The 26636-nt window shown below is 59.8% G+C and carries 24 protein-coding genes and 1 pseudogene; 13 read left to right on the plus strand and 12 right to left on the minus strand.

Annotated features, from left to right (window positions below; all coding sequences use genetic code 11):
• Nucleotides 1-60 precede the first annotated feature (60 nt).
• A complete protein-coding gene (gene sbcB / locus KVH01_RS14885) occupies nucleotides 61-1488 on the plus strand; it encodes an exodeoxyribonuclease I (RefSeq protein WP_217881914.1) in 1428 nt (475 codons plus the stop codon).
• A 91-nt stretch (nucleotides 1489-1579) separates the two neighbouring features.
• Here the strand turns inward: sbcB and mvaT are convergent, their stop codons facing one another.
• Nucleotides 1580-1954 (minus strand): histone-like nucleoid-structuring protein MvaT, encoded by a 375-nt coding sequence (gene mvaT / locus KVH01_RS14890; protein ID WP_005790963.1) that lies wholly within the window; start codon nucleotides 1952-1954, stop codon nucleotides 1580-1582.
• Between the two features lie 349 nt (nucleotides 1955-2303).
• Between mvaT and purU the strand changes: the two genes are divergently transcribed.
• Nucleotides 2304-3152, plus strand: a complete 849-nt coding sequence (gene purU / locus KVH01_RS14895) for a formyltetrahydrofolate deformylase (RefSeq protein ID WP_217881915.1) — start codon at nucleotides 2304-2306, stop codon at nucleotides 3150-3152.
• A 116-nt stretch (nucleotides 3153-3268) separates the two neighbouring features.
• On the opposite strand, the gene KVH01_RS14900 is transcribed toward purU, so the two are convergent.
• The 5 genes and pseudogenes from KVH01_RS14900 to KVH01_RS30630 all read right to left on the minus strand — a co-directional run.
• Nucleotides 3269-4375 (minus strand): lysylphosphatidylglycerol synthase transmembrane domain-containing protein, encoded by a 1107-nt coding sequence (locus KVH01_RS14900; RefSeq protein WP_217881916.1) that lies wholly within the window; start codon nucleotides 4373-4375, stop codon nucleotides 3269-3271.
• Nucleotides 4372-5115: a DUF2334 domain-containing protein gene (locus tag KVH01_RS14905; RefSeq protein WP_217881917.1), complete on the minus strand. Its 744-nt coding sequence runs from the start codon at nucleotides 5113-5115 to the stop codon at nucleotides 4372-4374. The genes KVH01_RS14900 and KVH01_RS14905 overlap by 4 nt, the downstream gene beginning before the upstream one ends.
• Nucleotides 5108-6229 (minus strand): glycosyltransferase family 4 protein, encoded by a 1122-nt coding sequence (locus KVH01_RS14910; RefSeq protein WP_046069332.1) that lies wholly within the window; start codon nucleotides 6227-6229, stop codon nucleotides 5108-5110. Before KVH01_RS14910 ends, KVH01_RS14905 begins: the two co-directional genes overlap by 8 nt.
• Before the next feature lie 201 nt (nucleotides 6230-6430).
• Complete coding sequence (locus KVH01_RS30625) at nucleotides 6431-7195, minus strand: methyl-accepting chemotaxis protein (RefSeq protein ID WP_370881239.1); 765 nt, start codon at nucleotides 7193-7195, stop codon at nucleotides 6431-6433.
• Between the two features lie 93 nt (nucleotides 7196-7288).
• A pseudogene (locus tag KVH01_RS30630) lies at nucleotides 7289-8320 on the minus strand (HAMP domain-containing protein); the annotation flags it as partial.
• A 205-nt stretch (nucleotides 8321-8525) separates the two neighbouring features.
• Here KVH01_RS30630 and KVH01_RS14920 point away from each other — a divergent pair.
• A complete protein-coding gene (locus KVH01_RS14920; protein WP_217881918.1) occupies nucleotides 8526-10004 on the plus strand; it encodes a helicase HerA-like domain-containing protein in 1479 nt (492 codons plus the stop codon).
• A gap of 4 nt (nucleotides 10005-10008) precedes the next feature.
• On the opposite strand, the gene KVH01_RS14925 is transcribed toward KVH01_RS14920, so the two are convergent.
• Complete coding sequence (locus tag KVH01_RS14925; RefSeq protein WP_217881919.1) at nucleotides 10009-10464, minus strand: DUF721 domain-containing protein; 456 nt, start codon at nucleotides 10462-10464, stop codon at nucleotides 10009-10011.
• A gap of 305 nt (nucleotides 10465-10769) precedes the next feature.
• Between KVH01_RS14925 and secA the strand changes: the two genes are divergently transcribed.
• The 3 genes from secA (at nucleotide 10770) to KVH01_RS14940 (ending at nucleotide 15919) form a co-directional block, all read left to right on the plus strand.
• A complete protein-coding gene (gene secA, locus KVH01_RS14930; RefSeq protein ID WP_043050017.1) occupies nucleotides 10770-13505 on the plus strand; it encodes a preprotein translocase subunit SecA in 2736 nt (911 codons plus the stop codon).
• A 124-nt stretch (nucleotides 13506-13629) separates the two neighbouring features.
• Nucleotides 13630-14847, plus strand: a complete 1218-nt coding sequence (argJ, locus tag KVH01_RS14935) for a bifunctional glutamate N-acetyltransferase/amino-acid acetyltransferase ArgJ (RefSeq protein ID WP_217881920.1) — start codon at nucleotides 13630-13632, stop codon at nucleotides 14845-14847.
• 127 nt (nucleotides 14848-14974) lie between these two features.
• The gene (locus KVH01_RS14940; RefSeq protein ID WP_217881921.1) at nucleotides 14975-15919 is read left to right on the plus strand and encodes a Nudix family hydrolase; all 945 of its coding nucleotides are present in this window, start codon (nucleotides 14975-14977) and stop codon (nucleotides 15917-15919) included.
• A gap of 119 nt (nucleotides 15920-16038) precedes the next feature.
• On the opposite strand, the gene KVH01_RS14945 is transcribed toward KVH01_RS14940, so the two are convergent.
• The 3 genes from KVH01_RS14945 to KVH01_RS14955 are packed head-to-tail and all read right to left on the minus strand — an operon-like array spanning nucleotide 16039 to nucleotide 19620.
• Nucleotides 16039-16617, minus strand: a complete 579-nt coding sequence (locus tag KVH01_RS14945; protein WP_198720185.1) for a cob(I)yrinic acid a,c-diamide adenosyltransferase — start codon at nucleotides 16615-16617, stop codon at nucleotides 16039-16041.
• Nucleotides 16618-16619: 2 nt separating this feature from the next.
• Entirely contained in the window at nucleotides 16620-18656 is a 2037-nt protein-coding gene (locus KVH01_RS14950) for a sensor histidine kinase (protein WP_217881922.1), read from the minus strand.
• A 46-nt stretch (nucleotides 18657-18702) separates the two neighbouring features.
• The gene (locus tag KVH01_RS14955) at nucleotides 18703-19620 is read right to left on the minus strand and encodes a putative 2-dehydropantoate 2-reductase (protein ID WP_217881923.1); all 918 of its coding nucleotides are present in this window, start codon (nucleotides 19618-19620) and stop codon (nucleotides 18703-18705) included.
• Nucleotides 19621-19743: 123 nt separating this feature from the next.
• Here KVH01_RS14955 and KVH01_RS14960 point away from each other — a divergent pair, with 123 nt between their 5' ends.
• Both KVH01_RS14960 and KVH01_RS14965 read left to right on the plus strand, forming a co-directional pair.
• Nucleotides 19744-20229 (plus strand): YajQ family cyclic di-GMP-binding protein, encoded by a 486-nt coding sequence (locus KVH01_RS14960; protein WP_003193880.1) that lies wholly within the window; start codon nucleotides 19744-19746, stop codon nucleotides 20227-20229.
• A gap of 137 nt (nucleotides 20230-20366) precedes the next feature.
• The gene (locus KVH01_RS14965; RefSeq protein ID WP_043051423.1) at nucleotides 20367-21209 is read left to right on the plus strand and encodes a mechanosensitive ion channel family protein; all 843 of its coding nucleotides are present in this window, start codon (nucleotides 20367-20369) and stop codon (nucleotides 21207-21209) included.
• 182 nt (nucleotides 21210-21391) lie between these two features.
• On the opposite strand, the gene KVH01_RS14970 is transcribed toward KVH01_RS14965, so the two are convergent.
• Nucleotides 21392-22672 carry an OprD family porin gene (locus KVH01_RS14970; RefSeq protein WP_217881924.1) on the minus strand — a complete coding sequence of 427 codons (1281 nt, stop codon included), beginning with the start codon at nucleotides 22670-22672 and terminating at the stop codon, nucleotides 21392-21394.
• Between the two features lie 744 nt (nucleotides 22673-23416).
• Here KVH01_RS14970 and KVH01_RS14975 point away from each other — a divergent pair.
• Nucleotides 23417-23842: an HIT domain-containing protein gene (locus tag KVH01_RS14975; RefSeq protein ID WP_217881925.1), complete on the plus strand. Its 426-nt coding sequence runs from the start codon at nucleotides 23417-23419 to the stop codon at nucleotides 23840-23842.
• A 3-nt stretch (nucleotides 23843-23845) separates the two neighbouring features.
• Nucleotides 23846-24052, plus strand: a complete 207-nt coding sequence (locus tag KVH01_RS14980; RefSeq protein WP_043051420.1) for a SlyX family protein — start codon at nucleotides 23846-23848, stop codon at nucleotides 24050-24052.
• A 72-nt stretch (nucleotides 24053-24124) separates the two neighbouring features.
• On the opposite strand, the gene KVH01_RS30440 is transcribed toward KVH01_RS14980, so the two are convergent.
• A complete protein-coding gene (locus KVH01_RS30440; RefSeq protein WP_005790922.1) occupies nucleotides 24125-24727 on the minus strand; it encodes a cold-shock protein in 603 nt (200 codons plus the stop codon).
• A gap of 427 nt (nucleotides 24728-25154) precedes the next feature.
• Between KVH01_RS30440 and KVH01_RS14990 the strand changes: the two genes are divergently transcribed.
• The 3 genes from KVH01_RS14990 to KVH01_RS15000 all read left to right on the plus strand — a co-directional run bounded on the left by KVH01_RS14990 (nucleotide 25155) and on the right by KVH01_RS15000 (nucleotide 26553).
• Nucleotides 25155-25628 (plus strand): Dps family protein, encoded by a 474-nt coding sequence (locus tag KVH01_RS14990; RefSeq protein ID WP_003193874.1) that lies wholly within the window; start codon nucleotides 25155-25157, stop codon nucleotides 25626-25628.
• 181 nt (nucleotides 25629-25809) lie between these two features.
• A complete protein-coding gene (locus KVH01_RS14995) occupies nucleotides 25810-26160 on the plus strand; it encodes a ribbon-helix-helix domain-containing protein (protein WP_217881926.1) in 351 nt (116 codons plus the stop codon).
• Nucleotides 26161-26331: 171 nt separating this feature from the next.
• A complete protein-coding gene (locus KVH01_RS15000; RefSeq protein WP_003193872.1) occupies nucleotides 26332-26553 on the plus strand; it encodes an FmdB family zinc ribbon protein in 222 nt (73 codons plus the stop codon).
• Nucleotides 26554-26636 lie beyond the last annotated feature (83 nt).

A 26636-nucleotide genomic window follows, 5' to 3' on the forward strand; every position in this document is an offset into this window, starting at 1 on the left:
GCTGGCCCCGAGCACCTTGCAGCGCCTAGACTTTGTCGGTCTTCAGCACAGGAATAGCCCGTGACCTCGATTTTCTGGTACGACTATGAAACCACCGGTATCAACCCGCGCAGCGATCGCCCGCTCCAGGTAGCGGGTATCCGCACTGATCTGGACCTCAACGAGGTCGGTGCGCCGATCAACCTTTATTGCCAGCCCAGCGACGATATCCTGCCCCATCCGGCTGCGTGCGCGATCACCGGGATTACCCCTGGCGTCCTGATGCAACAAGGCCTTGCCGAAGCCGACTTCATGACCCGGGTGCACGCCGAACTGGCCACTCCAGGCACCTGCGGCGCCGGCTACAACACTCTGCGATTTGACGATGAAATGACGCGCTACAGCCTGTATCGCAACTTTTTCGATCCTTATGCGCGGGAGTGGCAAGGCGGCAACAGCCGTTGGGACTTGATCGATGTGATGCGTACTGCCTATGCATTGCGGCCCGAGGGCATTACCTGGCCTGAACAAGACGGGCGCGTGACGCTCAAGCTCGAGCGGTTGACCGAAGCCAACGGTATCGAGCATGGCCAGGCACACGATGCGTTATCTGATGTGCGGGCGACTATCGCCCTGGCGCGCCTGGTCCGGGAAAAACAGCCCAAGCTATATGAATGGTTGTTTCAACTGCGTAGCAAGCAGCGGGTCATGGATCAGGTGCGGTTGCTGCAACCGATGGTGCATATCTCCGGGCGCTTTTCTGCCGAGCGCCATTACCTGGGGGTGGTATTGCCACTGGCCTGGCACCCGCGCAATCGCAATGCCTTGATCGTCTGTGACTTGGGGCTCGACCCGCAGGGGTTGTTGGACCTGGATGCCGAGACCCTGCGCGAGCGCCTTTACACGCGCCGTGACGAGTTGGCCGAAGGTGAACTGCCGGTGCCCCTCAAGTTGTTGCATATCAACCGCTGCCCGGTGGTCGCGCCGTTGAAGGTGCTGCGCCCGCAAGATCGCGAGCGTCTGCAATTGGATATGGATACTTTTCAGGCACGGGCGCTGCGGCTAACTGACGCACAAGCAGTTTGGCGTGACAAGTTGGCGGCCATTTACGCCGAGGAAGATTTTGCGGCGAACCAAGACCCGGAGCAGCAGCTCTACGATGGCTTTATTGGCGACCGTGACCGGCGTTTATGTGAACAAGTTCGCATGGCAGAGCCCGCGCAGTTAGCGCGTCAGCAGTGGCCGTTCGATGATCATCGTTTGCCGGAATTATTATTTCGCTACCGCGCGCGTAACTTTCCTGAAACCTTGAACAATGAGGAGCAACAGCGCTGGAAACTGTTCTGCCAGCAACGTTTGTCGGATCCGCAGTGGGGGGCACCGAATACCTTGCTGGCATTTAAGCAGGCGCGTGAGGAGTTGGCCGTTAGTGCTACATCGTTTCAGTGCAGGGTACTCAAGCAATGGCAGGACTATGCCGACTCTTTAGCCGCTCGACTGAATCTGTAGGTGGATAACTACAGAATATCCTGACATTAAAAAACGCCAGCAAGCTGGCGTTTTTTAATGTGTTGCGTATCGGGCGAAGGTCCGACCAGGCTTAGCCCAGCAGGGTAGCCCAACCTTCAACGACATCACCGCCCCACTTGGCTTTCCACTCTTTCAGAGTCTTGTGGTTGCCACCTTTGGTTTCAATCACTTCACCGTTGTGCGGGTTTTTGTACTGCTTGACCTTGCGAGCACGCTTGGTGCCGGTAGTTTTTACAGCGCCGCGTGGTGCTTTAACTTTCGACTCTGGATCCAGCAGCGCGATGATGTCACGCAGGGATTTGGAGTATTCACCCATCAGGGTGCGCAATTTACCTTCGAATTCCAGCTCGGTTTGCAGCTTGTCGTCTTGGGACAGGTTCTTCAAACGAGCTTGCAGCTCTTTGATGGCTTCTTCGGTGGCGCGGTATTCGTTGATCAGAGACATGTGGACTACCTTATGTAGAACGCTGATTGGCAGGGTGAGTGGCCCAATAATAGTCAGCCAATTTCGCCAAGTAAACATTTAAGACGGTGATTATGTGAATTAGATTGAATGTTTGTGGCAAAGCGCTGCAAACGAGTTAATTAATAGGCGCTGGGCAGAAAGATAATCGCGTTAATTTCCGGTTAACTGCTCGTGTTTGCCTTATACGATCATACAGCGGTGGTAAAACCTTACGCGATTAAGGGGTGTTGCCAGGACCAGCGCCGCGAATAAGGCGTCAGGAATACTGCAGTTTTTCTGCGCAATCGCTAGAATAGCGGCCTTTGCGAAGTTCTGGAGTTTCCCCCTAATGCGCACTTTTCGGCTGGTGATTGCTTGCCCGGACCGGGTTGGCATCGTTGCCAAGGTCAGTAACTTTCTGGCTTCCCACAATGGCTGGATCACCGAAGCGAGCCATCACTCGGATGATCTCAGCGGTTGGTTTTTCATGCGTCACGAAATTCGTGCCGACACCTTGCCCTTTGGCCTGCAAGCCTTCCGCGAGGCGTTTGCGCCCATCGCCGAAGAGTTTTCGATGACCTGGCACATCACCGACACGGAGCAGAAGAAGCGCGTGGTGCTGATGGCCAGCCGCGAATCCCACTGTCTGGCGGACCTGCTGCACCGGTGGCACAGCGATGAGCTGGATTGCGAGATTGCCTGTGTGATCTCCAACCATGACGATCTGCGCAGCATGGTCGAATGGCATGGCATCCCGTACTACCACGTGCCGGTCAATCCCCAGGACAAGGAGCCTGCGTTCGCCGAGGTATCGCGCCTGGTCAAGCAGCACGATGCAGACGTGGTAGTGCTGGCGCGCTACATGCAGATCCTGCCGCCGGAACTGTGCAGTGAATACGCCGGCAAGGTGATCAATATTCATCACAGCTTCCTGCCGTCGTTTGTCGGGGCCAAGCCCTATCACCAGGCTTCCCTGCGCGGCGTGAAGTTGATTGGCGCGACCTGCCACTACGTCACTGAAGAGCTGGATGCCGGCCCGATCATCGAACAGGACGTCGTACGCGTCAGCCACAGCGACAGTATCGAAGACATGGTGCGTTTCGGCCGTGACGTCGAGAAGATGGTGCTGGCCCGTGGCCTGCGTTATCACCTGGAAGACCGCGTGTTGGTGCATGGCAACAAGACCGTGGTGTTCTGACCAGCCCGTTGGGTTGAATAAGAAAGGGCCTGGGGGTAAAACTCCCCAGGCCCTTTTTTATTTGTAGGACACCCACATGACCGACCCCCTAGATAAAGCCACCTCCAGGGCGCCCGCTACCTTGGGCGAGGGCTGTCTGAGTCGCTACGACCCGGATGCGCTGGATGCCGAGGATGGTACTGATTTCCCCGGGGCTGCCCGCTTGTGGGAACAGCTGCAACAGGACGAGCCTTGCGTGCCCCCCGAAAAAGACGTTTGAGCAGCGGTTTGCCGACCATCAATAGAAACACCGGTGCGCCGGCCAGCAGGTAGAAGTAATAGGTCACCGCCCGCCAGATCAGAATCGCCGCCGCGGCCGTGGACTTGCCCACCATGGGCGCCAACAGTGCCGCCGAGGTCAGCTCGGCCGCCCCGGCTCCGCCCGGCAACAGGCTGAATTGCCCCGCCGTCAATGCCAGCATCTGGATCAGGAAGCTCCAGGCCCACTGCACATCGCCGCCCAGGCCACGCAGCGCCAGGTACAACACGCTGTAGCGCAATAACCAATGCAGGCTGGTCAGCGCAAACACCCGTAACAGCGTGTGCCAAGGCAATTTCAGGGTTTGGGTAAAGGCCGCGAGAAAGCGCAGTAATTTGCGCGCCCAGCGTCGGCGGGTGCTGGCGCGTACTTTCAGGGTTTTGAGCGCCAGGCCGGTCAGGCGAATCAGGCGGCGATGATAACGCACGACCAGCCAGCCGCTGATGATCCCGCCGACCATCGATACCGCGCTGAGCCCCAGCAGCCACTCCATGCGTGGGTTGAGGCTATGGAACAGCGCATACAAGAGAATGCCCGCCAGCGCGCAGAGAAAAAACAGTAAGTCGCTCAACTGGTCCATGGCAAACACCGCGCTGCCATGGGCAGGACGTATGCCATTGCGCGCCAGCAGCGCCATCAGTGTCAGGGGCCCACCGCTGCCCCCGGGCGTAGCGCACATCGCGAACTCGGTGGAGATCACCACGCCAAGGCTTTTGAGCGGCCCCAACTGGCCGCGCTGCTCGCCGAGCAGCAGACGGATGCGCAGGCTGTTGATCAGCCAGCAGCCGATAATCATGGCAAACATCCCCAGCAATTGGGGCAAGGGGAACTGCCGCAGGCGCAAAAGGGTTTCGCCGCCGCCCAGCCACACGGGAATCACCAGCGCGATGAGCAGGGCCAGCACTAGCCAGATCAGTCGGCTCATGGCTGCGTCGCCAGCCAGGCGGCCTTGGTCTGTGGAGTGCGCCCAGCATTGAGCAGGCGTTGCAGGGTTTGTAGCCAGGCACGACGAGAAAACTCGTGGCGCATGTCCACCGGGTGCAGCCCCAACCGGATCACCGGAGCGCTCTGCCAGCGCTGCTCCCGTTGGTCGCTGAGGACTTTGGACAGGCCGCGCCGCCATGCGCTGCGGGCGCTCCAGACCAGGCCTGGGGCGTCGATGCGTGTGAAGTCAGGCAGTCGATAAAGATGCTGCGGGTCGCTGGTGTAGCTCAGCGGCAACTGGCGCAATGCCTGGCGGGTGCCGTCGCTCATCAACCAGGCGGGGGCGACAAACCCGTGCAGCGGCCAGTCATTGCGCTGAAATACCTCAATGCCAGCGGTAAGCCGCTTCAACGCTTCGGCCTGGGACAACTGGTAAAACTCGCCTTCATGGGTATAGATGCGCCGCATGAACCAGTCTTTTGGTGTGCGTGGCCTGGGCTGGTCGTCGCAATGATAATAGCCGTGCAAGGTCAGTTCATCGCCCCTGGCTACGCGGCTGTCGAGCAAGCGGCGAAAGTCGGCGTGGGCGGCCAGGTCGTCATGGCGATGGAAGTCCGGCACCACCAGCCAGGTGATGGGCACGTTGCCCAGTGCATCCACGGCCTCGACAAACGGCCGATAGTCGGCCCAGGTGCTCGGTGCTACATCGTGCAACACCAGCATGACCGAACGCTCAGCCATGGGCGAGCATCGGTTTGTGCGTGCCCAGCACGGCGTGATAATGGCCCAGCAGGCTATCGACTACGGTGTCCCACGCATAATGCTGCTCAACGTGCTGCCGCGCCTGGGCGCCCAGGCGTCGGCTGTCGGCACCGAACAGTTCGCGCACCGCGTCAGCCATCGCCTTGGGGTTGTTGGGCGCACACAGCAGGCCACAGCGCTCGTCGACAATTTCAGTGAAGGCCCCGGCCGCAACGGCGACGACCGGGATGCCACAGGCCATGGCCTCCAGGATCACCAGGCCGAAGGTTTCCTGGTCGCCGCCATGCAGCAAGGCGTCGGCGCTGGCCATCAGCCGGGCGACATGCTGGGCAGGGCGGAATCCATCGACCACGGTGACATTATCCGGCACGTTGGCCGGCATGCCCGAGCCCACCAGCAGCAAATGGTAGCCGTCGCCCAGGCGCTTCATGCAATTGAGCAGCACCGGCAGGTTTTTCTCCTTGGAACCGCGCCCGGCGAAGATTAACAATCGGGTGTCTTCGCCTATCCCCAGCTCGGCGCGCAGGCCAGGATCGCGCACGTCGGGGGTGAAGGTCTGCAGGTCCACCCCCAGCGGTTGGACGAAGACATTTCTGACCCCAAGGCCGGTGAGTTTGTCGGCCATCACCTTGCTGGGGGCCAGCACCCGGTCGAAATTCCCGTAGAGCTTGCTGACATACGCCTCGACGTTGGGCGTAAACCAGGGCCCCATGCGGTTGCTTACCAGCAGTGGCAGGTCGGAGTGGTAAAAGCCGATGACCGGTACGTCCAGCTGGCGCCGTGCATCGAGCGCGGCCCAGGCGGTGAGGTAGGGGTCGCCGACTTCGATAAGATCGGGCTGTAAATCGTGCAGCACATTTCGCCAGGGCGCCAAGCGGAGGGGGAAGCGATAGCCCTTGCCAAAGGGCAGGGCAGGCGCCGGCACCTTGAAGATCCCGTCGTGCTCGCTCAAGTGAGCGCCAGGCACCAGCAGGCTGTGGCGAATCCCAGGCTTGAGCGCCAGGCGCCGGTGCTTGGCGTCGAGATAAGTGCGTACGCCGCCACTCGCCGGGGCGTAGAACATGGTTATGTCAGCGATATGCACGATAAACATCCCTCCGATCCATTGCTCTCATTAACGTGGACCTGAGACGCGCAGAGATGTTCGATTGGGATTGATGCCGTGAGGTATGTTCAAGCATTGAAAATGCTGGCAAATGTGGGAGGGGTACGCCGCTGGACCCGAAGTTGTGTAGTCGAGTTGTCGCACCGCTTCCCACATTTTGACTGAGTACCGCCAGCCCCCCTCTGTCTATCAGATGCGGAAGCTGCCCACCAATTGCTTCAAGCGTGAAGCTTGCCGTTCCAGGTCCGAGCAGGCGCGCAGCGTCGATTGCAGGTTTTCCACGCCTTCCTGGTTGAGGGTGTTGATCTCGGTGATGTCCATATTGATCGACTCCACTACCGAGGTCTGTTCTTCGGTGGCAGTGGCGACCGACTGGTTCATGCCGTCGATCTCACCAATACGCTGGGTCACGCTGTTCAAGCGTTCGCCGGCCAGGTTGGCGATTTCCACGCTGTCCAGGCTGTGGCGTTGGCTTTCACTCATGGTGCTTACCGAATCCCGCGCGCCGACTTGCAGCTCCTCGATCATCTTCTGCACCTGTTGCGCCGACTCCTGGGTGCGGTGGGCCAGGTTGCGCACTTCATCGGCCACTACCGCAAAGCCGCGTCCGGCTTCTCCAGCGCGTGCCGCTTCGATGGCCGCGTTGAGCGCCAGCAGGTTGGTTTGCTGGGAAATGCTGGTGATCACTTCAAGAATCTGACCGATATTCACGGTCTTGCTATTAAGTGCTTCTATATTGCTGCTCGAGGCGCTGATCATGCTCGACAGCTGCGTCATCGCCTTGATATTGCGTTCAACCACCTGCTGGCCGTCTTCGGCCAAGTGCCGTGCATCGCTGGCCTGGTTGGAAGCTTGGGCGGCGTTGCGAGCGATCTCCTGGGCAGCGGCCCCCAGTTGATTGATGGCGGCGGCGACGCTGTTGGTGCGGTTGGCCTGTTCGTCGGAGTTGACCATCGACGAGTTGGAGGCGCTGACCACGCGCAGCGCCACTTCATTGACCTGCTCGGTGGCTGACGAGACTTCGCGAATCGAGGTGTGGATGCGCTCGACGAAACGGTTGAAGGCAGTGCCCAAGGTGCCGAACTCGTCGTTGTTCTGGATGACCAGGCGGCGGGTCAGGTCGCCCTCGCCGTCGGCGATGTCCTGCATGGCGCGGGTCATCAGGTGCAGCGGTTGCAACAAGACACGGATCAACATGCCCAGCAGGGCGATGATGATCACCACCGCAATGATCGTGGCGATCACGGCCGAGGTGCGAAATTCACTGAGCATGGCGAACGACTTGGCTTTATCCACCGACACACCCAGGTACCAGTTCACCGATGGCAGGCCTTTGATCGGGGTGAAGGTCACGATGTTGGTTTTGCCGTTGGCTTGTACTTCGCTGAAATCGCCGCTGATCTTCGGCGTGTCCTTTGGGTACACGTCAGCCAGGGTCTTCATCACGAGGGTTTTGTCCGGGTGCACCAGCACTTTGCCGTCGGCGCTGACCAGGAAGGCATAGCCCATGCCGCCGAAGTCCAGCGCGCCAATGTTATCCACCAGGGTTTGCAGGCTGAGGTCGCCGCCTACCACGCCGATGCTCTGGCCGGCCTTGGCGCTGGGAGTGGCAACCGAGATGATCAGTTGACCGGTGGCCGCGTCGATATAGGGTTCGGTCAGGGTTGAGCCGTTGCTGGCCTGGGCGCCCTTGTACCAGGGACGAACGCGCGGATCGAAGCCGTCGGGCATCTTTGTATCAGGGCGGATGGTGAAAGTGCCCTGGCTGTCGCCGACGTAGGTTGCCATGAATGAAGAGGTCAACGCTTTCTGTTCCAGCAGGCTGGCGACCACGGACGGTTCAGGGTTGATAGCAATATTTTGTGCTGCGTTTTCCACCAGGGCGATACGCCCGGTGAGCCAGGTCTGGATATTGCCGGCGGTGACGTCGCCCATTTCATGCAGGTAGTTATTGAGGTCGTCGCGAATCGCGTTGCGTTGCAGGTAGTCGTTGTAGAGGGTGAACAACGCGAAGGCGGCGATGACGATAAGGGAGGCTGCAAGCAGGATTTTGTGGCTGAAGCGCAGATTTTTATTCATGGCTTGTAGGGTCCGCTAAGGTCTTAATATCCGAGGCGCGTCCTGGGCGGGAGGCGCAAAATGGCAGCGTCAAAAAAGGTGTGGTATTTCTGGTGATAGCTCCGTTGGTCCATATCGGAATTATCTGACCATTTTTTAGTCTTTGTCGGGCTTACATTTGTCTATATCGACCTCGCAGCACTAAAGATTAACCATAGGTGACGAAATGCCTGACTCCACTCAACTGCTTATCGGTGCCGGCCCAGACGGCCAGCCCATCGCCCAGTCCATGCGCCTGGCCAACCGTCATGGGTTGATCGCCGGCGCCACGGGCACCGGCAAGACCGTCACCTTGCAGCGCCTGGCCGAAGCCTTCAGTGATGCGGGTGTGGCGGTGTTCGCCGCCGACATCAAGGGCGACCTGTGCGGCCTGGGCGCCGCCGCCAACCCCCAGGGCAAGGTCGCCGAGCGGATTGCCGGCATGCCGTTCCTGAATTACACGGCCCAGGCGTACCCGGTCACCCTTTGGGATATCCATGGCCAGTCCGGCCACCCACTGCGCACCACCATCAGCGAAATGGGCCCGTTATTGCTCGGCAGCCTGCTGGAACTCACCGACAGCCAGCAATCGGCGCTCTACGCGGCATTCAAGGTGGCGGACCGCGAAGGCCTGTTGCTGCTGGACCTCAAGGACCTCAAGGCGCTCCTTAACCACCTGCGCTATCACCCGGAACTGCTTGGCGAAGACGCGGCATTGATGACCACGGGCTCCAGTCAGGCGTTGCTGCGGCGGCTTGCGGTGCTGGAACAGCAAGGCGCCGAAGCCTTGTTTGGCGAGCCAGCGCTGCAATTGGAGGATATTTTGCAGCCAGCCAGCGATGGCCGTGGGCGCATCCACCTGTTGGACGCCAGCCGCCTGGTGCATGAAGCGCCCAAGGTGTACGCGACCTTCCTGTTGTGGCTGCTGGCGGAGTTGTTCGAACAGTTGCCGGAGCGCGGCGATGCCGACAAACCCTTGCTGGCGCTGTTTTTCGACGAGGCCCATTTGTTGTTCGCCGACACGCCCAGAGCCCTGCAGGAGCGTCTGGAGCAAGTGGTGCGCTTGATCCGTTCCAAAGGTGTCGGCGTGTACTTCGTCACCCAATCGCCAGGCGACCTGCCCGATACGGTGCTGGCGCAACTGGGCTTACGTGTCCAGCACGGCTTGCGCGCCTTTACCGCAAAAGAACAGAAATCCCTGCGGGCGGTGGCGGATGGTTTTCGGCCCAACCCGGCGTTCGATAGCTTGTCGGTACTGACAGAGCTGGGCACCGGTGAGGCGTTGGTGGGCACCTTGCAGGAAAAAGGCACGCCAGAAGTCGTCCAGCGCGTGCTGGTTGCCCCCCCGCAATCGCGGATCGGGCCGCTCAGCGAAGCCGAACGTGCGGCCTTGGTCGCCAGTTCGCCGCTGCTGGGTCGCTATGACAAGCCGGTTGATCGTGAGTCGGCCTATGAGGTGCTGATGGCGCGCAAGGAACTTGGGCCTACTGGCGAGACTGCACCGACCGCCGAAGAACCGAGCTTTACCGACAAGGCCGGCGCATTCCTCGGCACCACCGCAGGCAAGGCGTTGAAGTCAGCGATGCAGCAGGCCGCCAACCAGATGGGGCGCCAGTTGGTGCGTGGCTTGCTGGGCTCGCTGCTGGGCGGCAGCAAGCGCAAATAGCGACTCAGGGCTTGGGCCGGGCGTGGGCGGCCAGCCGCTCCAGGGCGGCACGCAGGTCCGGGTCGCTGATCCCGTCGGCCGTTGCCTGCAGGGTTTCGGCCGCATTTACCGACAGGTCCAACGTGTGTCCCACCGTGCGCTGCGGCACGGCGGGCGGCTGTACCTTGAATTGAATGCGCGTCAAACCGGCAAATTCATCGAATACCATCAATTGCCGCTGCAAGCGTTTTTGCTGGTAGCGCAAACGGGTCGCCCAATGGCCGTCGGTCACAATTAGCAGCAGGTTGCCTTCTCGCCAGGACGCCACGTGGCAGTGTTCACGGGCGGCTGGTTGCAGTTGGCTTTCAAGCAGGCGTTGTAAATGGCCCAAGCGTCGCGCCTGGCCGAAGATGGCTTTCAACGGCTTGGCTTCGCGGAGCAACACGCCGGGAGCGCGGGCTGTAAGAGGGCGAAATGCCATGTCTGGACACCTTAAGTAACAGAGCGCTCATCTTAACAGAAAGCACCGATACGGCCCCAAGCCATGCTTCTGCAGGGCTTTTCCCATGAAATCAATAGGTAACTTCTTCACTTCATGGGTTGAAGTTCCAGCAAAAGCCCTTATTTTAAACAAGCCCTCTCACAGGCCCATGCCAGCATCGGGGAACAACGCCACTTTCCTCACCCACGTTTCAGGGTAGAATGCGCGTTCGCATGCGGCCGTGAGGGCTGCTCGGGCCACTGACGGTGCGCCCTCCATCCCTATGTGTGGAAGAACCTGCCGATATGTTTGCGCCTTTGTTAAAGAAACTTTTTGGAAGCAAGAATGAGCGCGAAGTCAAACGCATGCTCAAGACGGTGCAGCTGGTCAATGCCTTCGAAGAGCAGATGGTTGCCCTGTCGGACGAGCAATTGCGCGCCAAGACCGAAGAGTTCAAGGCCCGCATAGCCAAAGGTGAAACCCTCGACAAGCTGCTCCCCGAAGCCTTCGCGGTCGCCCGTGAAGCCGGTAAGCGTGTGATGGGCATGCGCCACTTCGACGTGCAGTTGATTGGCGGCATGACCTTGCATGAAGGCATGATTGCCGAAATGCGTACCGGTGAAGGCAAGACCCTGGTAGCCACCCTGGGTGTGTACCTCAACGCACTGTCCGGCAAGGGCGTGCACGTTGTGACGGTGAACGACTACCTGGCTCGCCGGGACGCCAACTGGATGCGCCCGCTGTATGAGTTCCTCGGCCTGACCGTCGGCGTGGTAACGCCGTTCCAGCCGCCGGAAGAAAAGCGCGCCGCCTATGCCGCCGACATCACCTACGGCACCAACAACGAATTCGGTTTCGACTACCTGCGCGACAACATGGCGTTCAGCATGGAAGAAAAATTCCAGCGCGAACTCAACTTTGCCGTGATCGACGAAGTCGACTCCATCCTCATCGACGAAGCCCGTACTCCGCTGATCATCTCCGGCCAGGCCGAAGACAGCTCGCGCCTGTACACCGAGATCAACAAGTTGATCCCGCGCCTGGAGCAGCACATCGAGGAAGTCGAAGGCGTGGTGACCAAAGAAGGCCACTTCACCATCGACGAGAAGACCCGCCAGGTCGAACTCAACGAAGCCGGTCACCAGTTCGTCGAAGAGATGCTGACCCAGATCGGCGAGCTGGCCGAAGGTGAAAGCCTGTACTCGGCGCACAACCTGGGCCTGTTGACCCACGTGTATGCCGGCCTGCGCGCCCACAAGCTGTTCCATCGCAACGTCGAATACATCGTCCAGGACGGCCAGGTCGTGCTGGTCGACGAGCACACCGGCCGTACCATGCCGGGCCGTCGCCTGTCCGAAGGCCTGCACCAGGCCATCGAGGCCAAGGAACACCTCAACATCCAGGCTGAAAGCCAGACGTTGGCGTCCACTACTTTCCAGAACTACTTCCGTCTGTACAACAAACTGTCCGGCATGACCGGTACGGCCGACACCGAAGCGTTCGAATTCCATCAGATCTACGGTCTGTCGGTGGTGGTCATCCCGCCGAACAAGCCGCTGGCCCGTAAAGACTACAACGACCTGGTGTTCCTGACCGCCGAAGAGAAATACGCGGCGATCATCAATGACATCAAGGATGGCATGGCCAAGGGCCGTCCAATCCTGGTGGGTACCGCCACCATCGAGACGTCCGAGCACGTGTCCAACCTGCTGAACAAGGAAGGCATCGAGCACAAGGTCCTCAACGCCAAGTTCCACGAGAAAGAAGCCGAGATCATCGCCCAGGCCGGTCGCCCAGGCGCGCTGACCATCGCCACCAACATGGCCGGTCGTGGTACCGACATCCTGTTGGGCGGTAACTGGGAAGTGGAAGTGGCCTCCCTCGATAACCCGACCCCCGAGCAGATCGCCCAGATCAAGGCTGACTGGCAGAAACGCCACCAGGCTGTGCTCGAATCCGGTGGCTTGCAGGTGATCGCGTCCGAGCGCCACGAATCGCGTCGTATCGACAACCAGCTGCGTGGCCGTGCCGGTCGCCAGGGTGACGCCGGTTCCAGCCGTTTCTACCTGTCGCTGGAAGACAGCCTGATGCGCATCTTCGCCTCGGACCGCGTGAAGAACTTCATGAAGGCCCTGGGCATGCAGTCCGGTGAAGCGATCGAGCACCGCATGGTGACCAACGCCATCGAGAAGGCCCAGCGCAAGGTCGAAGGCCGCAACTTCGACATTCGTAAGCAATTGCTCGAGTTCGATGACGTCAACAACGAACAGCGTAAAGTGATCTATCACATGCGTAACACGTTGCTGGCCGCCGACAATATTGGCGAGACCATCGCCGATTTCCGTCAGGACGTGCTCAACGCCACCGTCAGCGCCCACATCCCGCCACAGTCCCTGCCTGAGCAGTGGGATGTCGCCGGTTTGGAAGCCGCGTTGAAGAGCGATTTCGGGGTCGATCTGCCGGTCCAGCAATGGCTGGACGAAGACGATCACCTGTACGAAGAAACCCTGCGCGAAAAACTGATGGCCGAACTGCTGGCCGCGTACAACGAAAAAGAAGAGCAGGCGAGTGCCGAAGCACTGCGCACCTTCGAGAAGCAAATCGTACTGCGCGTGCTGGACGACCTGTGGAAAGACCACCTGTCGACCATGGACCACCTGCGTCACGGCATTCACCTGCGTGGCTATGCCCAGAAGAACCCGAAGCAGGAGTACAAGCGCGAGTCGTTCACCTTGTTCTCCGAGCTGCTGGATTCGATCAAGCGCGATTCGATCCGCGTGCTGTCCCACGTTCAGGTGCGTCGCGAAGACCCGATCGAGGAAGAGGCACGCCTGCGTCAGGAAGCCGAGGCATTGGCTGCGCGCCTGCAGTTCCAGCATGACGAAGCACCGGGCCTGGAAGCGCCTGAGGCATTGGGCGAAGAGGTCGATGTGGCCCTTGCGCAAACCCCGGTGCGCAACGATCAGAAGCTGGGCCGCAACGAACTGTGCTGGTGCGGTTCGGGCAAGAAGTTCAAACACTGCCACGGCGAAATCAACTAAGATTTTCGCCTGACGCTGCAACACCCCGCGCCGCGACCGGCACTAGCCGTCGCGGCGTTTTGCCATTAATTCCCACCGTCGATCACGACGGCACAGACATCACCTATTTTTGAGGAGCGCATTCATGGCTGTTGGTCTTGGTCCTTTGCCCACATTGCACCCGGTTGCCGGTTTTGAGCTCGGTATCGCCTCGGCCGGCATCAAGCGCCCGGGGCGCAAGGATGTGGTAGTGATGCGCTGTGCCGAAGGCTCGACCGTCGCCGGTGTGTTCACCCTCAATGCCTTCTGCGCCGCGCCGGTGATCCTGGCCAAGCAGCGCGTGGCCGGTACGATCCGTTATCTGCTGACCAATACTGGCAATGCCAACGCCGGCACCGGCGAGCCTGGCCTGGTGGCCGCGGCGCGTACCTGTGCCAAGCTGGCCCAATTGACCGGCGTGGACGCCAGCCAGGTGCTGCCGTACTCCACCGGCGTGATCGGTGAGCCGCTGCCTGTGGAAAAAATCGAAGGCGCCCTGCAAGCCGCGCTGGATGACCTGTCTGTGGATAACTGGGCGGCTGCGGCCACTGGCATCATGACCACCGACACCTTGCCTAAAGGCGCAAGCCGTCAGTTCGTGCACGACGGCGTGACGGTCACCGTGACCGGCATCAGCAAGGGCGCGGGCATGATCCGCCCGAACATGGCCACCATGCTCGGCTATATCGCCACCGATGCCAAAGTCTCCCGCGACGTGCTGCAGAGCCTGATCCTGGACGCGGCCAACAAGTCGTTCAACCGCATCACCATCGATGGCGACACCTCGACCAACGACTGCTGCATGCTGATTGCTACCGGCCAGGCTGACCTGCCGCCCATCACCGAAGCCAGCGGCCCGCTGTTCGCGGCGTTGAAGCAGGCGGTGTTTGAAGTGTGCATGGACGTGGCCCAGGCCATCGTGCGCGACGGCGAGGGCGCGACCAAGTTCGTGACGGTTGAAGTCAACGGCGGCGGCAACCATCAGGAATGCCTGGACGTGGGCTACACCGTGGCGCACTCGCCGCTGATCAAGACCGCGCTATTTGCCTCGGATCCGAACTGGGGCCGTATCCTGGCGGCTGTCGGTCGTGCCGGCGTGCCGGACCTGGACGTGAGCAAGATCGACGTATTCCTCGGCGGCGTGTGCATTGCCAGCCGGGGTGCTCGTGCCGAAACCTACACCGAAGCCCAGGGTTCGGCGGTGATGCAGCAGGAAGAAATCACCATCCGCATCGAATTGGGGCGCGGCGCGTGCAGCGAAACCATCTGGACCACCGACCTGTCCCACGAGTACGTGAAGATCAATGCGGAATACCGTACCTGATGTAGGAGCAAGCTTGCTCGCGAAAAACTCAATGCCACCGCGTTTATCCAGGATGTGCGCGTTATCGTTGCCGTTCTTCGCGAGCAAGCTCGCTCCTACAAGGGCTATAACGAGAGGAAGCAGTGGCGTGAAACGAGTGCATGTAGCAGCAGCGGTGATCCGCGGTGTCGATGGCAGGATCCTGCTGGCGCGCCGTGCCGATACCCAGCATCAGGGCGGGCTCTGGGAGTTCCCCGGTGGCAAGGTGGAGGCCGATGAGTCGGTCGCCACGGCCTTGTCACGAGAACTGCAGGAAGAGCTGGGCATCCAGGTCACTACGGCGCGGCCGTTGATCAAGGTGCAACATGATTACCCGGACAAGCAGGTATTGCTGGACGTCTGGGAAGTCTCGGCCTTTACCGGCGAGCCCCATGGTGCCGAAGGGCAGCCGTTGGAATGGGTGACGCAACGAGACCTGGTCAACTATGAGTTCCCGGCGGCAAATGCGCCGATTGTTGCCGCTGCGCGCTTGCCCGCCGAGTACCTGATCACGCCGGGCGAGCTGGAAACCTCAACGCTGTTGCGCGGCATCCAGAAGGCCATTGCAGGGGGGATCAAGCTGGTTCAACTGCGTGCGCCCAACGGCTACGACCCTAAATACCGTGACCTGGCGGTGGATGCGGTTGGCCTGTGTGCCGGCAAGGCGCAATTGATGCTCAAGGGGCCGTTCGAGTGGCTGGGGGATTTCCCCGCCGCCGGCTGGCACATGACCTCGGCGCAATTGCGCAAATATGCGAGCAAGGGCCGCCCGCTGCCGAAGGACCGTTGGTTGGCGGCTTCTTGCCACAACGCTGAAGAGCTGGCGCTGGCAGAGATGATGGACGTGGATTTTGTCACCCTGTCGCCGGTGCAGCCGACCCAGACTCATCCGGATGCGCAGCCGTTGGGTTGGGAGCAGGCGGCGCAGTTGATTGCCGGGTTCAGTAAGCCGGTATTCCTGCTGGGCGGGGTTGGGCCTGCGCAACGGGAGCAGGCTTGGGAAGCTGGTGCGCAAGGTGTGGCAGGTATTCGGGCGTTCTGGCCTGAGGCTTGATGGTGCCCTGACGGGCTCTATCGGGGGCAATCCCCCTCCCACACTTGAATGTATTCACAATTCAAAAATGTGGGAGGGGGCCTGCCCCCGATGAGGCCCCGTCAGTCACCTGAAAAATGTCAGTGTGGCTTGGCAGCGGCCTGCCATAACACTTCAGCAACACCCTGGCGCTTGGCAATCACCCTGGCCGCCACAAACAACAGATCCGACAACCGATTGATATACGCCAATCCCACCCCCTCCAGCGGCTCCAGCGCATTCAGGTGCTGACACCGCCGCTCAGCACTGCGCGCCAGGCTGCGGCACACATGGGCTTGGGCGATCAGCGCCGAACCACCGGGCAGGATGAAGTTTTCCAGCGGCCCCACTTCTTCGTTCCAGCGATCAATCGCCGCTTCCAGCCGATCCACCTCCGCCGCGTTCAGCGCCTTGTACACCGGCATCGCCAGCTCACCGCCCAGATCGAACAGACGATGCTGGCACGGCGTGAGCACTTCAATCACATCATTTAACGCCGGGTGCTTGCCGCTTTGTTCTTCCAGGTTGGCCAGCAACAGGCCCAACTGGCTGTTCAGCGTATCCACCTCGCCGATCGCTTCCACGCGCGGGTGGTCCTTGGGCACGCGGCGGCCATCCCCGAGGCCGGTTTCGCCCTTGTCGCCGGTACGGGTGTAGATCTTCGACAGGCGAAAGCCCATGGTCAGTGCTCCAGTTGGGTGAGTTCTGTGGGGGACAATTGGCTGCCGGCCAGGGGCAGGCGCAAGGTAAAGCAGGTGCCTTGGCCCGGGGTGGAGTGCACTTCCATCTGGCCCTTGTGGTTGTTGGTGATGATGAAATACGACACCGACAACCCAAGCCCGGTGCCCTGGCCGATTTCCTTGGTGGTGAAGAACGGTTCGAAGGTGCGCTTGCGCACGTTTTCGCTCATGCCGATGCCGTTGTCTTCCACCTGTATTTCTGCCCACGGCGGGTTGAGGCGGGTGCGCAGGATAATACGCCCCGGCTCGCTGTCGTCTTCGCGCAAGTGAATGGCTTGGGCGGCGTTCTTCAGCAGGTTGAGCAGCACTTGCTCCAGCTCGTTGGCGGTGCCGGGCACAGGGCCCAATTGCGGGTCAAACTGACGGATGATCGCCTGGCCCTTGAAGTCGAAGCCGATGGTCAGGTCGAAATCGTTGCCGGCGATTTCCACGGCCTGGTCGATCAAGGCCGGCAAGTCGCAGGGGGCCATCTGGCGATTACTGCGGCGGCTGAAACTGAGCATATGGGTGACGATTTTCGCCGCCCGCGCCCCGGCCTGCTGAATACCGTCGAGCAACTGCGGGACTTCGCGGCCTTGCAGGTAACGATTGACCGTGTCCAGCTCGATGCCCACCTGCTCGGCGTACTCCAGGTTCTTGGGCAGCTCCGAAGACAGGCGGCGACGGATGTTCTGCACGTTATGCAGGATCGCGCCCAGTGGGTTGTTGATTTCGTGGGCCATGCCGGCGGCCAGGCCGCCCACCGAGAGCATTTTTTCCGACTGCACCATCATTTCTTCCAGGGACAGGCGTTGGGTGATGTCGTCGATTCGGATCACCACGCCACGCCCGGCACCACCCATCAATGGGTAAAACGTCAGGGCATAATGCTTGGGTTCATCATCCTTGATCCAGGTGACCCGCTCGATCCGCTCCACCGTATGTTGCTCCACGGTGGCCTTGATTTGCGGCAGGTACGGCTTGAGCGGCTGGAAGGCAAGGAAGATCGGCTGGTTCAGGGCTTCATCCAGGCGCGTGCCGGAAAGGGCGGTGGCTTCCTGGTTCCACTGGGTGACGTAGAGCTGTTCATCCAGGGCGATCAGCGCCGAGGGCATCGAGTCGATAATGCTGTTGAGGTAGTTCTGGAAGCCCGTGAGCTTTTTCTCGATCTTGCTGCGCACCTGGACTTCCAGTTCCAGCTTGCGGTTGGTATGCCGGGTCTCTTCGGCCAGCCCCTGGGCCTGGTCGTAAGCAGCCTGGGAATCGTCACGCGCACGCTTGAGCTGCTGCTCGCGGGCTTCGATACGCGACAACATGGTGTTGAAGGCTTCGGCCAGGCTGCCGATCTCGTCATGGTTGCCACGCCCGGCGCGCAGGGCGTAGTTCTCTTCACGGGTGACCTGCCGCGACAGTTCTTCCAGCTCATGGATGGGACGGGTGATCAGGCGTTTGATTTGCCGGGCGATGACCAGCCACAACAGCACACTGAAAATCAGGATGCCCAGGCTTGCGGTCAGCGTGCCGGTATAGAAGGCCACCGGTAGCTCACTGCTGGCCACCAGCAGTAAATGCCCGGAAGGCTGGGTGCCGCGGGGCAGGGTGATGACCTGGTTGCTGCGAAACTCGGTCAGGCGCCAGGCCTCGATATGCCGGTAATTGTCCGGCAGGTGCAGGCGGTCGCCGTGCTGCATCTGCGCTAGACGGTTGCCTTCACCGTCGTAGAGAGCGGCGGCGCGCAGGGGTGAGTAGCTGGTCAGTTCATTGAGCAGCGCCTCGGCCTTCGCCGGGGATTCGAGCGCCTCGGCGGCGAGCGATGGGTTGGACACCAGTCGTCCAATGGCCTGCAATGCCTGGGGCGCCATGCTTTCCTGGGAGATCCAGTAGGCGGCGCTGATAAACGTGAGGTTGGCCACCAGCAACACCGTGGTCAATAGCACCAGCAGGGCCACCAGCAATTTCTGCCCTACCGGTAGATTTTCAAGACGCTGGCGCAGTGGCATCAGGGGTTTCCCAGGTGATAGACAGGTAGGCAGGGTAGCGCGTGCCTCAGTCGCTGGCCAATCCGCGTGCCAGCAAATGTTCGACCAGCCGCGCTTGCAGCTGTTGCAGATGGGGCAATACCAACTGGTGGCGAGCGGCGGCCTGGCAGGCGTAGCCCAGCAGGTAGCTGATTTCGGTACGCCGGACGTTGGCGACATCCTGGTACATGGACGAGTAATTGGCGGCGGTGGCCTGGATCACACGCTGTACTTCGTTGTGCAGGTCCTGTGCGGCGGCGGGCTGGCCACAGCACTCCAGCAGCTGTGCCAATTCAGCGCACAAGGTTGCCACTTCACACTCGTGGTCTTGCAAGCCGCCGTTGCGGCATTGGTAAAGCACGGTCAATGGGTTGATGGCGCAATTGAGCGCCAGCTTGCGCCACAGCCGCGTGAGGATATCGGTGGCCCATTCGTGGGGAATGCTCGCAGCTTGCAGGTCGTCCAACCATAGCGGTGGGGTGGGATGGTTGGCGTCGCCCAGCCAGGTGTAGCCATGGCCGGCAAACACTACCCGCCAATCGCCATCGCGAAATGCGCCTTCGGTGCTGGACGCGTAAATGCAGCGGGCCGATGGCACTTGTGCAGCCACGGCGTCCTGGCTGCCGAGACCGTTCTGCAGCAGGATCAGTTCAGCATCCGGCGCCAGTCGAGGTTGCAACTGGGCGATAGCGGATTGGGCGTCGTAGGCTTTGCATGCCACCAGCAGGCGATGAATCGGCTCCGGGCTTTCGGCTGTTTCGCCAATCACCGCATAGGTGTGTTCCACACCGTGCTCAACCAGGGTCAGGCCCTGGCCGGCTCGATAGCTGGCCAGGCGCGCCTCATTACGCAGGATCAGCTTGACCGGCACGCCGGCACGCGCCAGCCGCGTGGCCCAGAGGGTGCCCAGGCTGCCAGCGCCGAGAATATGCCAGGGGGTCGACATCAGTTTGTGCTCCGTAGGGTCGCTCACAGTGAACGGGGCGAAAGAACCGCTATAATGCCTCGGCATTTTAGCTCGGGCGCGCTCCATCTTTACTGAGCCCGCCCCTTATATTGGAGAAATCACATGCCTTCGTTCGACGTGGTATCTGAACTGGACAAACACGAAGTCACCAACGCCGTCGAGAACGCCGTCAAGGAACTGGACCGTCGCTATGACTTGAAAGGCAAGGGCAGCTTCGAATTCAAGGAAAAGGAACTGACCGTCAACCTGACCGCTGAAGCCGATTTCCAGCTGGAAGCGATGATCGAGATCCTCAAGCTGGCCCTGGTCAAGCGCAAGATCGACGTGCAGTGCCTTGAAGTCAAGGACGCCTACGCCTCCGGCAAGCTGATGAAGCAGGAAGCCGTGCTCAAGGAAGGCATCGACAAGGAGCTGGCGAAGAAGATCGTCGCGCATATCAAGGATGCCAAGCTGAAAGTCCAGGCCGCCATCCAGGGCGAGCAGGTGCGTGTCACCGGCAAGAAGCGCGACGACCTGCAAGAGGCCATCGCGGCCCTGCGCGCCAAGACCTTCGACATGCCGCTGCAGTTCAATAACTTCCGCGACTGATGGCGCTTTGGGGAACCTGTGGGTTTTTTTGACGTCCCACGCCCCAGACTCAGCGCCTACAATTGAGCCCTACGGGGCTCAATTGCGTTTTCAGGCAGTCAATCAAGCCGCATATCCGCAAAGACAGGAGAAGCTACATGGATTTAAACGCAGAAGTGGATCATTTGATCAAGACCTCCCAGTCCTGGATCCCGATGATCATGGAATACGGTAGCCGTGTATTGCTGGCCATGCTGACCCTGGCCATCGGCTGGTGGCTGATCAACAAACTGACCCATCGCGTGGGCCGCTTGCTGGCGGTACGCAACGCTGACCTGGCGCTGCAGCACTTCATTACCAGCCTGGCGAACATCGTGCTCAAAGTCATGCTGGTGGTCAGCGTGGCCTCGATGATCGGTGTGGAAACCACCTCGTTCGTCGCCGCTATCGGCGCCGCGACCCTGGCCATTGGCCTGGCATTGCAAGGCAGCCTGGCCAACTTTGCCGGTGGCGTGCTGATCCTGCTGTTCCGCCCGTTCCGTATTGGCGACTGGATCGAAGCCCAAGGCACCTCCGGCACCGTCGACAGCATCCAGATTTTCCACACCGTGCTGCGTACCGGCGACAACAAGACGGTGATCCTGCCCAACGGCATCCTGTCCAACGGCATCATCACCAACACCAACCGCCAGCCAACCCGCAAGGTGGTGTTTGATGTCGGTGTGGATTACGAGGCAGACCTGCAAAAAGCTCGCGAAGTCCTGCTGGAACTGGCCAAGGACCCACGGGTGCTGGCTGATCCTGCACCGGTGGCGGTGGTTTCGACCTTGGGCGACAGCTCCATCACGGTTTCCCTGCGCTGCTGGACCAGTACCCCGGATTATTGGGACGTGATGTTCATGTTTAATGAACTGGCGCGTGATCGTTTGAAAGCAGCGGGGATTGATATTCCGTTTCCGCAGCGGGTTATTCGTGTGATGCAGGAAAGTGCGGCGAAATAACTGGGTTTGAGGCTGTCAAACTTGGCCGATAGGTCAGCTTCGGTAAACTAGTTACTTAGCTTGCTAGTTGTTTTTTTGATTGAAACAAAACTGCAATAAAAAAGCCGCTCCTTGTTTAAACAGGGAGCGGCTTTTTTGTTCAAGGCCGAAGCCTTAAGCCATCGATGTAATTAAACAGACGATTACAAGATGTTCAGCGGGTAGTTCGCGATCAGGCGCAGTTCGTCGATAGATGGCGAGCCGTAGTAAACGCCATCACCGGAGCGGTAAGTCGCTTGGCGCAGACGCAGGCTGAGGTCTTTAGCCGGGCCGCTCTGAATCACGTACTTGGCTTCGATGTCGCGTTCCCACTCTTTACCGTTGCTGGTAGTGCCGGTGTTGGCACCGCTACCGGTGATGTAGCGAGTCATGAAGCTCAGGCCAGGAATGCCGAAGGTCGCCATGTTGATGTCGTAACGCGCCTGGTAGGACTTCTCGCCTTCGGCGTTGAAGTCGGAACGGGCAACGGAGTTGGCCAGGAATACCGTGCCGCCGCCGTCTACGCCGTAGCCGTAGTCGCCGTCACCGGTAACCTTCTGGGCTGCCAGGGTGAAGGTGTGAGCGCCGATGGTGTACGCGCCCTGCAAGCTGAAGGCGCGGTTGTCGAGCTTGGTCACGCCATCCTTCTCTGCGCGTTGCAGGCCTGCGCCATCGCTTTTGGTGTCGTAGATGTTGAAGTCCAGCGCGAAGGACTGATCATCGCTCAGCGCGTGGGTCCAGTTCAGGTTGCTGTAATACTTGCGGAAGTAATCTTCGGTTTTCGCGTAGTACAGGCTACCGGTGAATTCCGGAGTGAACGCGTAGACGCCGCCGACAAAGTCGGTTTTCGTCAGGCCCAGGCTGTCGTGGTAGGTCTGTGCCTGCGCGACGCTGGAGGTGAAGTGGCCGCCCTCAAGCTTGAGGCCCTTGATTTCGTTGCTGGTGATCGAGATACCTTGTGGCAGCTCCGGCAACAGACGGCTGTCGTCGGAAGCGAACACTGGCGCGGTGGTGTACTGGTCACCGACTTTCAACACAGTATTGGAGATGCGGAACTTAACCGCGCCGCCGCCCTTGGAGTAATCGTCCTGCGAACGACCGTCGGAACCGGTGGGGAACAGACCCGTGCCAGCGCGACCCTTGCCGCTGTCGAGCTTGAGGCCCATCAGGCCGATCACGTCCACACCGACACCAATGGTGCCTTGGGTGAAGCCCGATTCGTACAGGGCGTTGAAGCCCAGGCCGGTTTCTTCTGCACGGCTCTTCGAACCCGGACCCGACGGGTTGTTACGGAAGTCCCGGCTGAAGTACAGCGCGCGAGTATTGATACTGAAAGTGCTGTCCTCAACAAAGCCTTTGGAATCGCTTTGGGCGGACGCCATTGCGAACTGCGAGGTGCCTGCTGAAACAGCCAGGGCGATCATGCTCCACTTCATCACGCGCATCGTGATTTGCTCCTTTGGTTTTAGGAAGAGTACTGCCGTCCCACCTGTATTTTTGTCTGGGCGGCTCTTTCTTTATTTGTGTCGGCGCAAAGTTATATCACGCAGACTCTAATGACGATACTTACCCATCTTTCCTTTCAGCTTCTTTACGAGGCTGTCGTAAATCGCTAGATCCATGTCGCAAATTCACAGCCCAAATGTAACCGGGCTGACAACTTCAATGCTCTTTTCCTACATCTTTCAAAGTTTGAAAGCTTCCTTGATGCGCATTGAACCGCCGCTGGTTTTTATCGCGAAACACCTGCTTCCAAACGGGTGCCGTTGCCGACGATATGAGGGTGAATGCAACAAGCGTGCTCAAACTGGTAGCCGAATGTCATTTTTTCGTGAAAAGCGTGAAGGGAGTGTAAAAACCGCATAAACACGGGGCTTTTAGACCCTTAGGTTCGAGCTTGGCGCCGGGGTGTTACACCTGTGCGTTCATTCACAAAAGCGTTCGCCTGGGTAAAACGTTACCGGTCCACCCCGTCAGTGGGTACTTGGCGGATCCCTTTGAGGCACAAGCGGGTCATTTTGGTGCGTGCCGCCGAGGCCCGACGTAGCGTGTTCGACTGTGCGCCTGCCTCGAAAGGGTGCGTAGTTTTTATCCGATTGCTTCAAGGCTTGTGCCCATTCGCCGTGAACGCGTGGGCATTCGAAGGTATGCTGGACGCCTGAAACTGACCTGCCGAACGGAGTGCCCACGTGTTCGCCCTAGATCAACGCCTGCAACAAGATACCTTGGCCATTGGGGACTTCCCGCTGTGTCGCCTGCTGCTGTCCAATGACTCGAACTACCCCTGGTTCATCCTGGTACCGCGCATCGACGGTATCAGCGAAGTGTTTCAACTGGATGTCGCAGATCAACAAACCTTGTGGCAAGAGACGACGGCCCTGGCGCAGCTGCTTAATGAAGGGCTGGCCGCCGATAAGATGAACATTGGCGCGCTGGGCAACGTGGTCAGCCAGTTGCATGTGCACGTGATCGTGCGTAAACGCGATGACGCCGCCTGGCCGGCTCCAGTGTGGGGCAAACATCCCGCTCAACCTTATAACCACGAGCAAGTGTCGGCGATCCGCGCCCGTTTGCGTGAGCTATTGCCCGCCGACTTCATCTTTACCCAGGACTGAACCATGGACCTGCAAGATCGCGTCACCGACCTGGAAAGCCGCCTGGCCTTTCAGGACGACACTATCGAGACCCTCAATGACATCCTGGTCACCCAGCAGCGGGCGGTCGAGCGCCTGCAATTGCAGATGAAGGCCCTGCTCAAGCGCCAGGAAGAAATGGGCGGGCAGTTCGAGTCGTCCGAAGAAGAAGCGCCGCCGCCGCACTATTGAACGGGCAGACAATAAAAAACCGCGATCCAGGCAACGCTGGATCGCGGTTTTTTTTGCTGCGAAAGCTTAGGATCAGCGACGCGGCAGGGCAGCGATGACATCTTCGGCTTGCAGGCCCTTGTCACGGTTCATCACCGAGAACTCCACGCGCTGGCCTTCGACCAGGACGCGGTGGCCTTCGCCACGGATAGCCCGGAAGTGGACGAAGATATCATCGCCCGAGTCGCGGGAAATGAAGCCGAAGCCTTTGGAGGTGTTGAACCACTTGACGGTCCCGGTATCCCGATTGGTCATGTCGTAGTTTTGCGAGGCGGCCGCTGGGGACGAACGGTAGAAGCTGATGGCCAGGTGAAGAACGATGGCAACCACAGCAATCACCAGGCTGAGCAGGATAGCCGGATGGCCACCGACTTCAGGCATGGGCGCCAGGAGGGTGAGGGTTTGTACGACAACAGTCAGCACCAGCAGCGCACTGACCAGGTTTTGCAGTTGATGACGTGTGCCTTTGTTCCAGTAAGGGATTACCGGTGCGAGCGTCAGGTTAAGAAGGCCGAACAAGGCCAGGTACAGAGCGTCGTGTTGTTGCAGGTAGGGCAGGCTTTCAGGCTGCAGGCTCGGGATAAAGGACAGCAGCAAAGCTGCAACGCCCGTTAGCAGGTGGACGATTTTCAACATTTTGATTAACTCACGTTAAGACGGATCACAAGGAAGAGCTGACTGGCACGGTTCGCTTCTGAACAATGGGAGGCGTTGAGCACGTGCGCGGGTATCAGCCTATGTGGCGTGCCGCAGACATAAACGGCAGCCACACGGCGTCTATTTAACAGCAAAGGCCGTGCCTACTCAAATCAAGCATTTCGGGGTGTTGCGCCGGGCACGGCATTTCTGCGGCAAACGCTTGTCCTAGACAGGTGCAGGTTTTTTTAATGGCTTGCAGAGACTCTTCCTACAGGGAGAAAGGCTTGCCAGTTCACATCTGCAGGCGGGGCAGGGTCGATTTGCCGCATGCAGCCTGGGTGTGTAGGGCTGCACGAGGCCCGCTCTCTTGCTAGAGTGGTCCTGCACCTGATCAATGAATGCTCGTCAATTGAAGGGGAAAAACATGGCAATCGATATTGGTATCAGTGAAGAAGACCGTAAATCCATCGTCGATGGACTCTCGCGGCTGCTGTCCGATACCTATGTTCTTTATCTGAAGACCCACAACTTCCACTGGAACGTCACGGGCCCCATGTTTCGTACGCTGCACCTGATGTTCGAGGAGCAGTACAACGAGCTGGCGCTGGCAGTGGACTCCATCGCCGAGCGCATCCGGGCCCTGGGTTTCCCGGCACCTGGCGCCTATTCGATCTACGCCCGCCTGTCTTCGATCAAGGAAGAAGAGGGCGTGCCGAGCGCCGAAGAGATGATCAAGCAGTTGGTGGCCGGTCAGGAAGCGGTCACGCGTACCGCCCGTGGCATCTTCCCATTGCTCGACAAGGTCAGTGATGAGCCGACGGCGGACCTGCTGACCCAGCGTATGCAGGTTCACGAGAAAACCGCGTGGATGCTGCGTTCCCTGCTCGAAAACCAGTAACTGTCGAACCCGGGCGGCGCCTTTTGGGCGCTGCCTGCTTGTTTCCCTGCGCTTCCTGGCGTTGTCCTACGACTAACAACTCCCCGTCTTCTGGCTGCTCCGCGCGTCCTGCGGTTTTATAGACCCATCGCCCAATGGGAGAAGCCCATTGGCTGCTGTTTGGCAATGGAGTGTCAGGTGTATGTCACGTGGAGTAGGTAAGGGAGTGATGGAAACCTGTGGTTTTCACAAGATGAAGGTCGACCCCTTTGACAAGGGGTTTGATATGGGGATGGCCAAGCCATTGTCCCGTTCGGTCAGGCTCAACGGGTTTTCTACCTGCCTGCGGCTTGAACAGATTTATTGGAATATCCTGACGGAGATCGCCAGGATCAATACCTGCTCAGTCAGTGCCTTGTTGTCCTATGTCGATCGGGAAGTGCATCTGCGTTACGGAGGAGTGAAGAACTTCAGTGGGTTGGTGAGGGTGGTGTGCGTGGTTCATGTACTCAAAGGCCGCGCCGCCGCGTCTGCGGACACGCTTGTGCAATAGCCCGCTGGCTTCGGGGCCGGCCCTTCAACCTCGCGGGCCTGCCCTGGGGCAGAAAGCCGGCTGCGCTGCCTCGATTTACCAGATATAATCCCGCGCTTTGCTGCGCATGCCGGGCTTTAATGCACAGGGCAGGGCGTGGCGCTGTAACGTTCTGATCGCCGAGACATCCCCATGCCCATGTACGACTATCAATGCGCTTCCTGTGGTCACCAGTTGGAAGCCATTCAGAAGATCAGCGCAGCGCCGCTGGTCGATTGCCCTGCCTGCCAGGCACCTGAGTTGAAGAAGATGTTGTCCATGCCGGGCTTCCGCCTGAGCGGCAGTGGCTGGTACGAGACCGATTTCAAGACCGGCGCCAAGAAGAACCTGGCGGGCGGCGACAAAGCAGACTGAGTTGAACTCTACGCGCAGGCTCCTGCATTATCCGTCCCCTGCTTTAATGTACGGTGACGAGGCAAGCCTGCCACCGAAATTCG

Origin of the sequence: Pseudomonas khavaziana, from assembly GCF_019145205.1 — a bacterium.
Taxonomy (GTDB): Bacteria; Pseudomonadota; Gammaproteobacteria; order Pseudomonadales; family Pseudomonadaceae; genus Aquipseudomonas; species Aquipseudomonas khavaziana.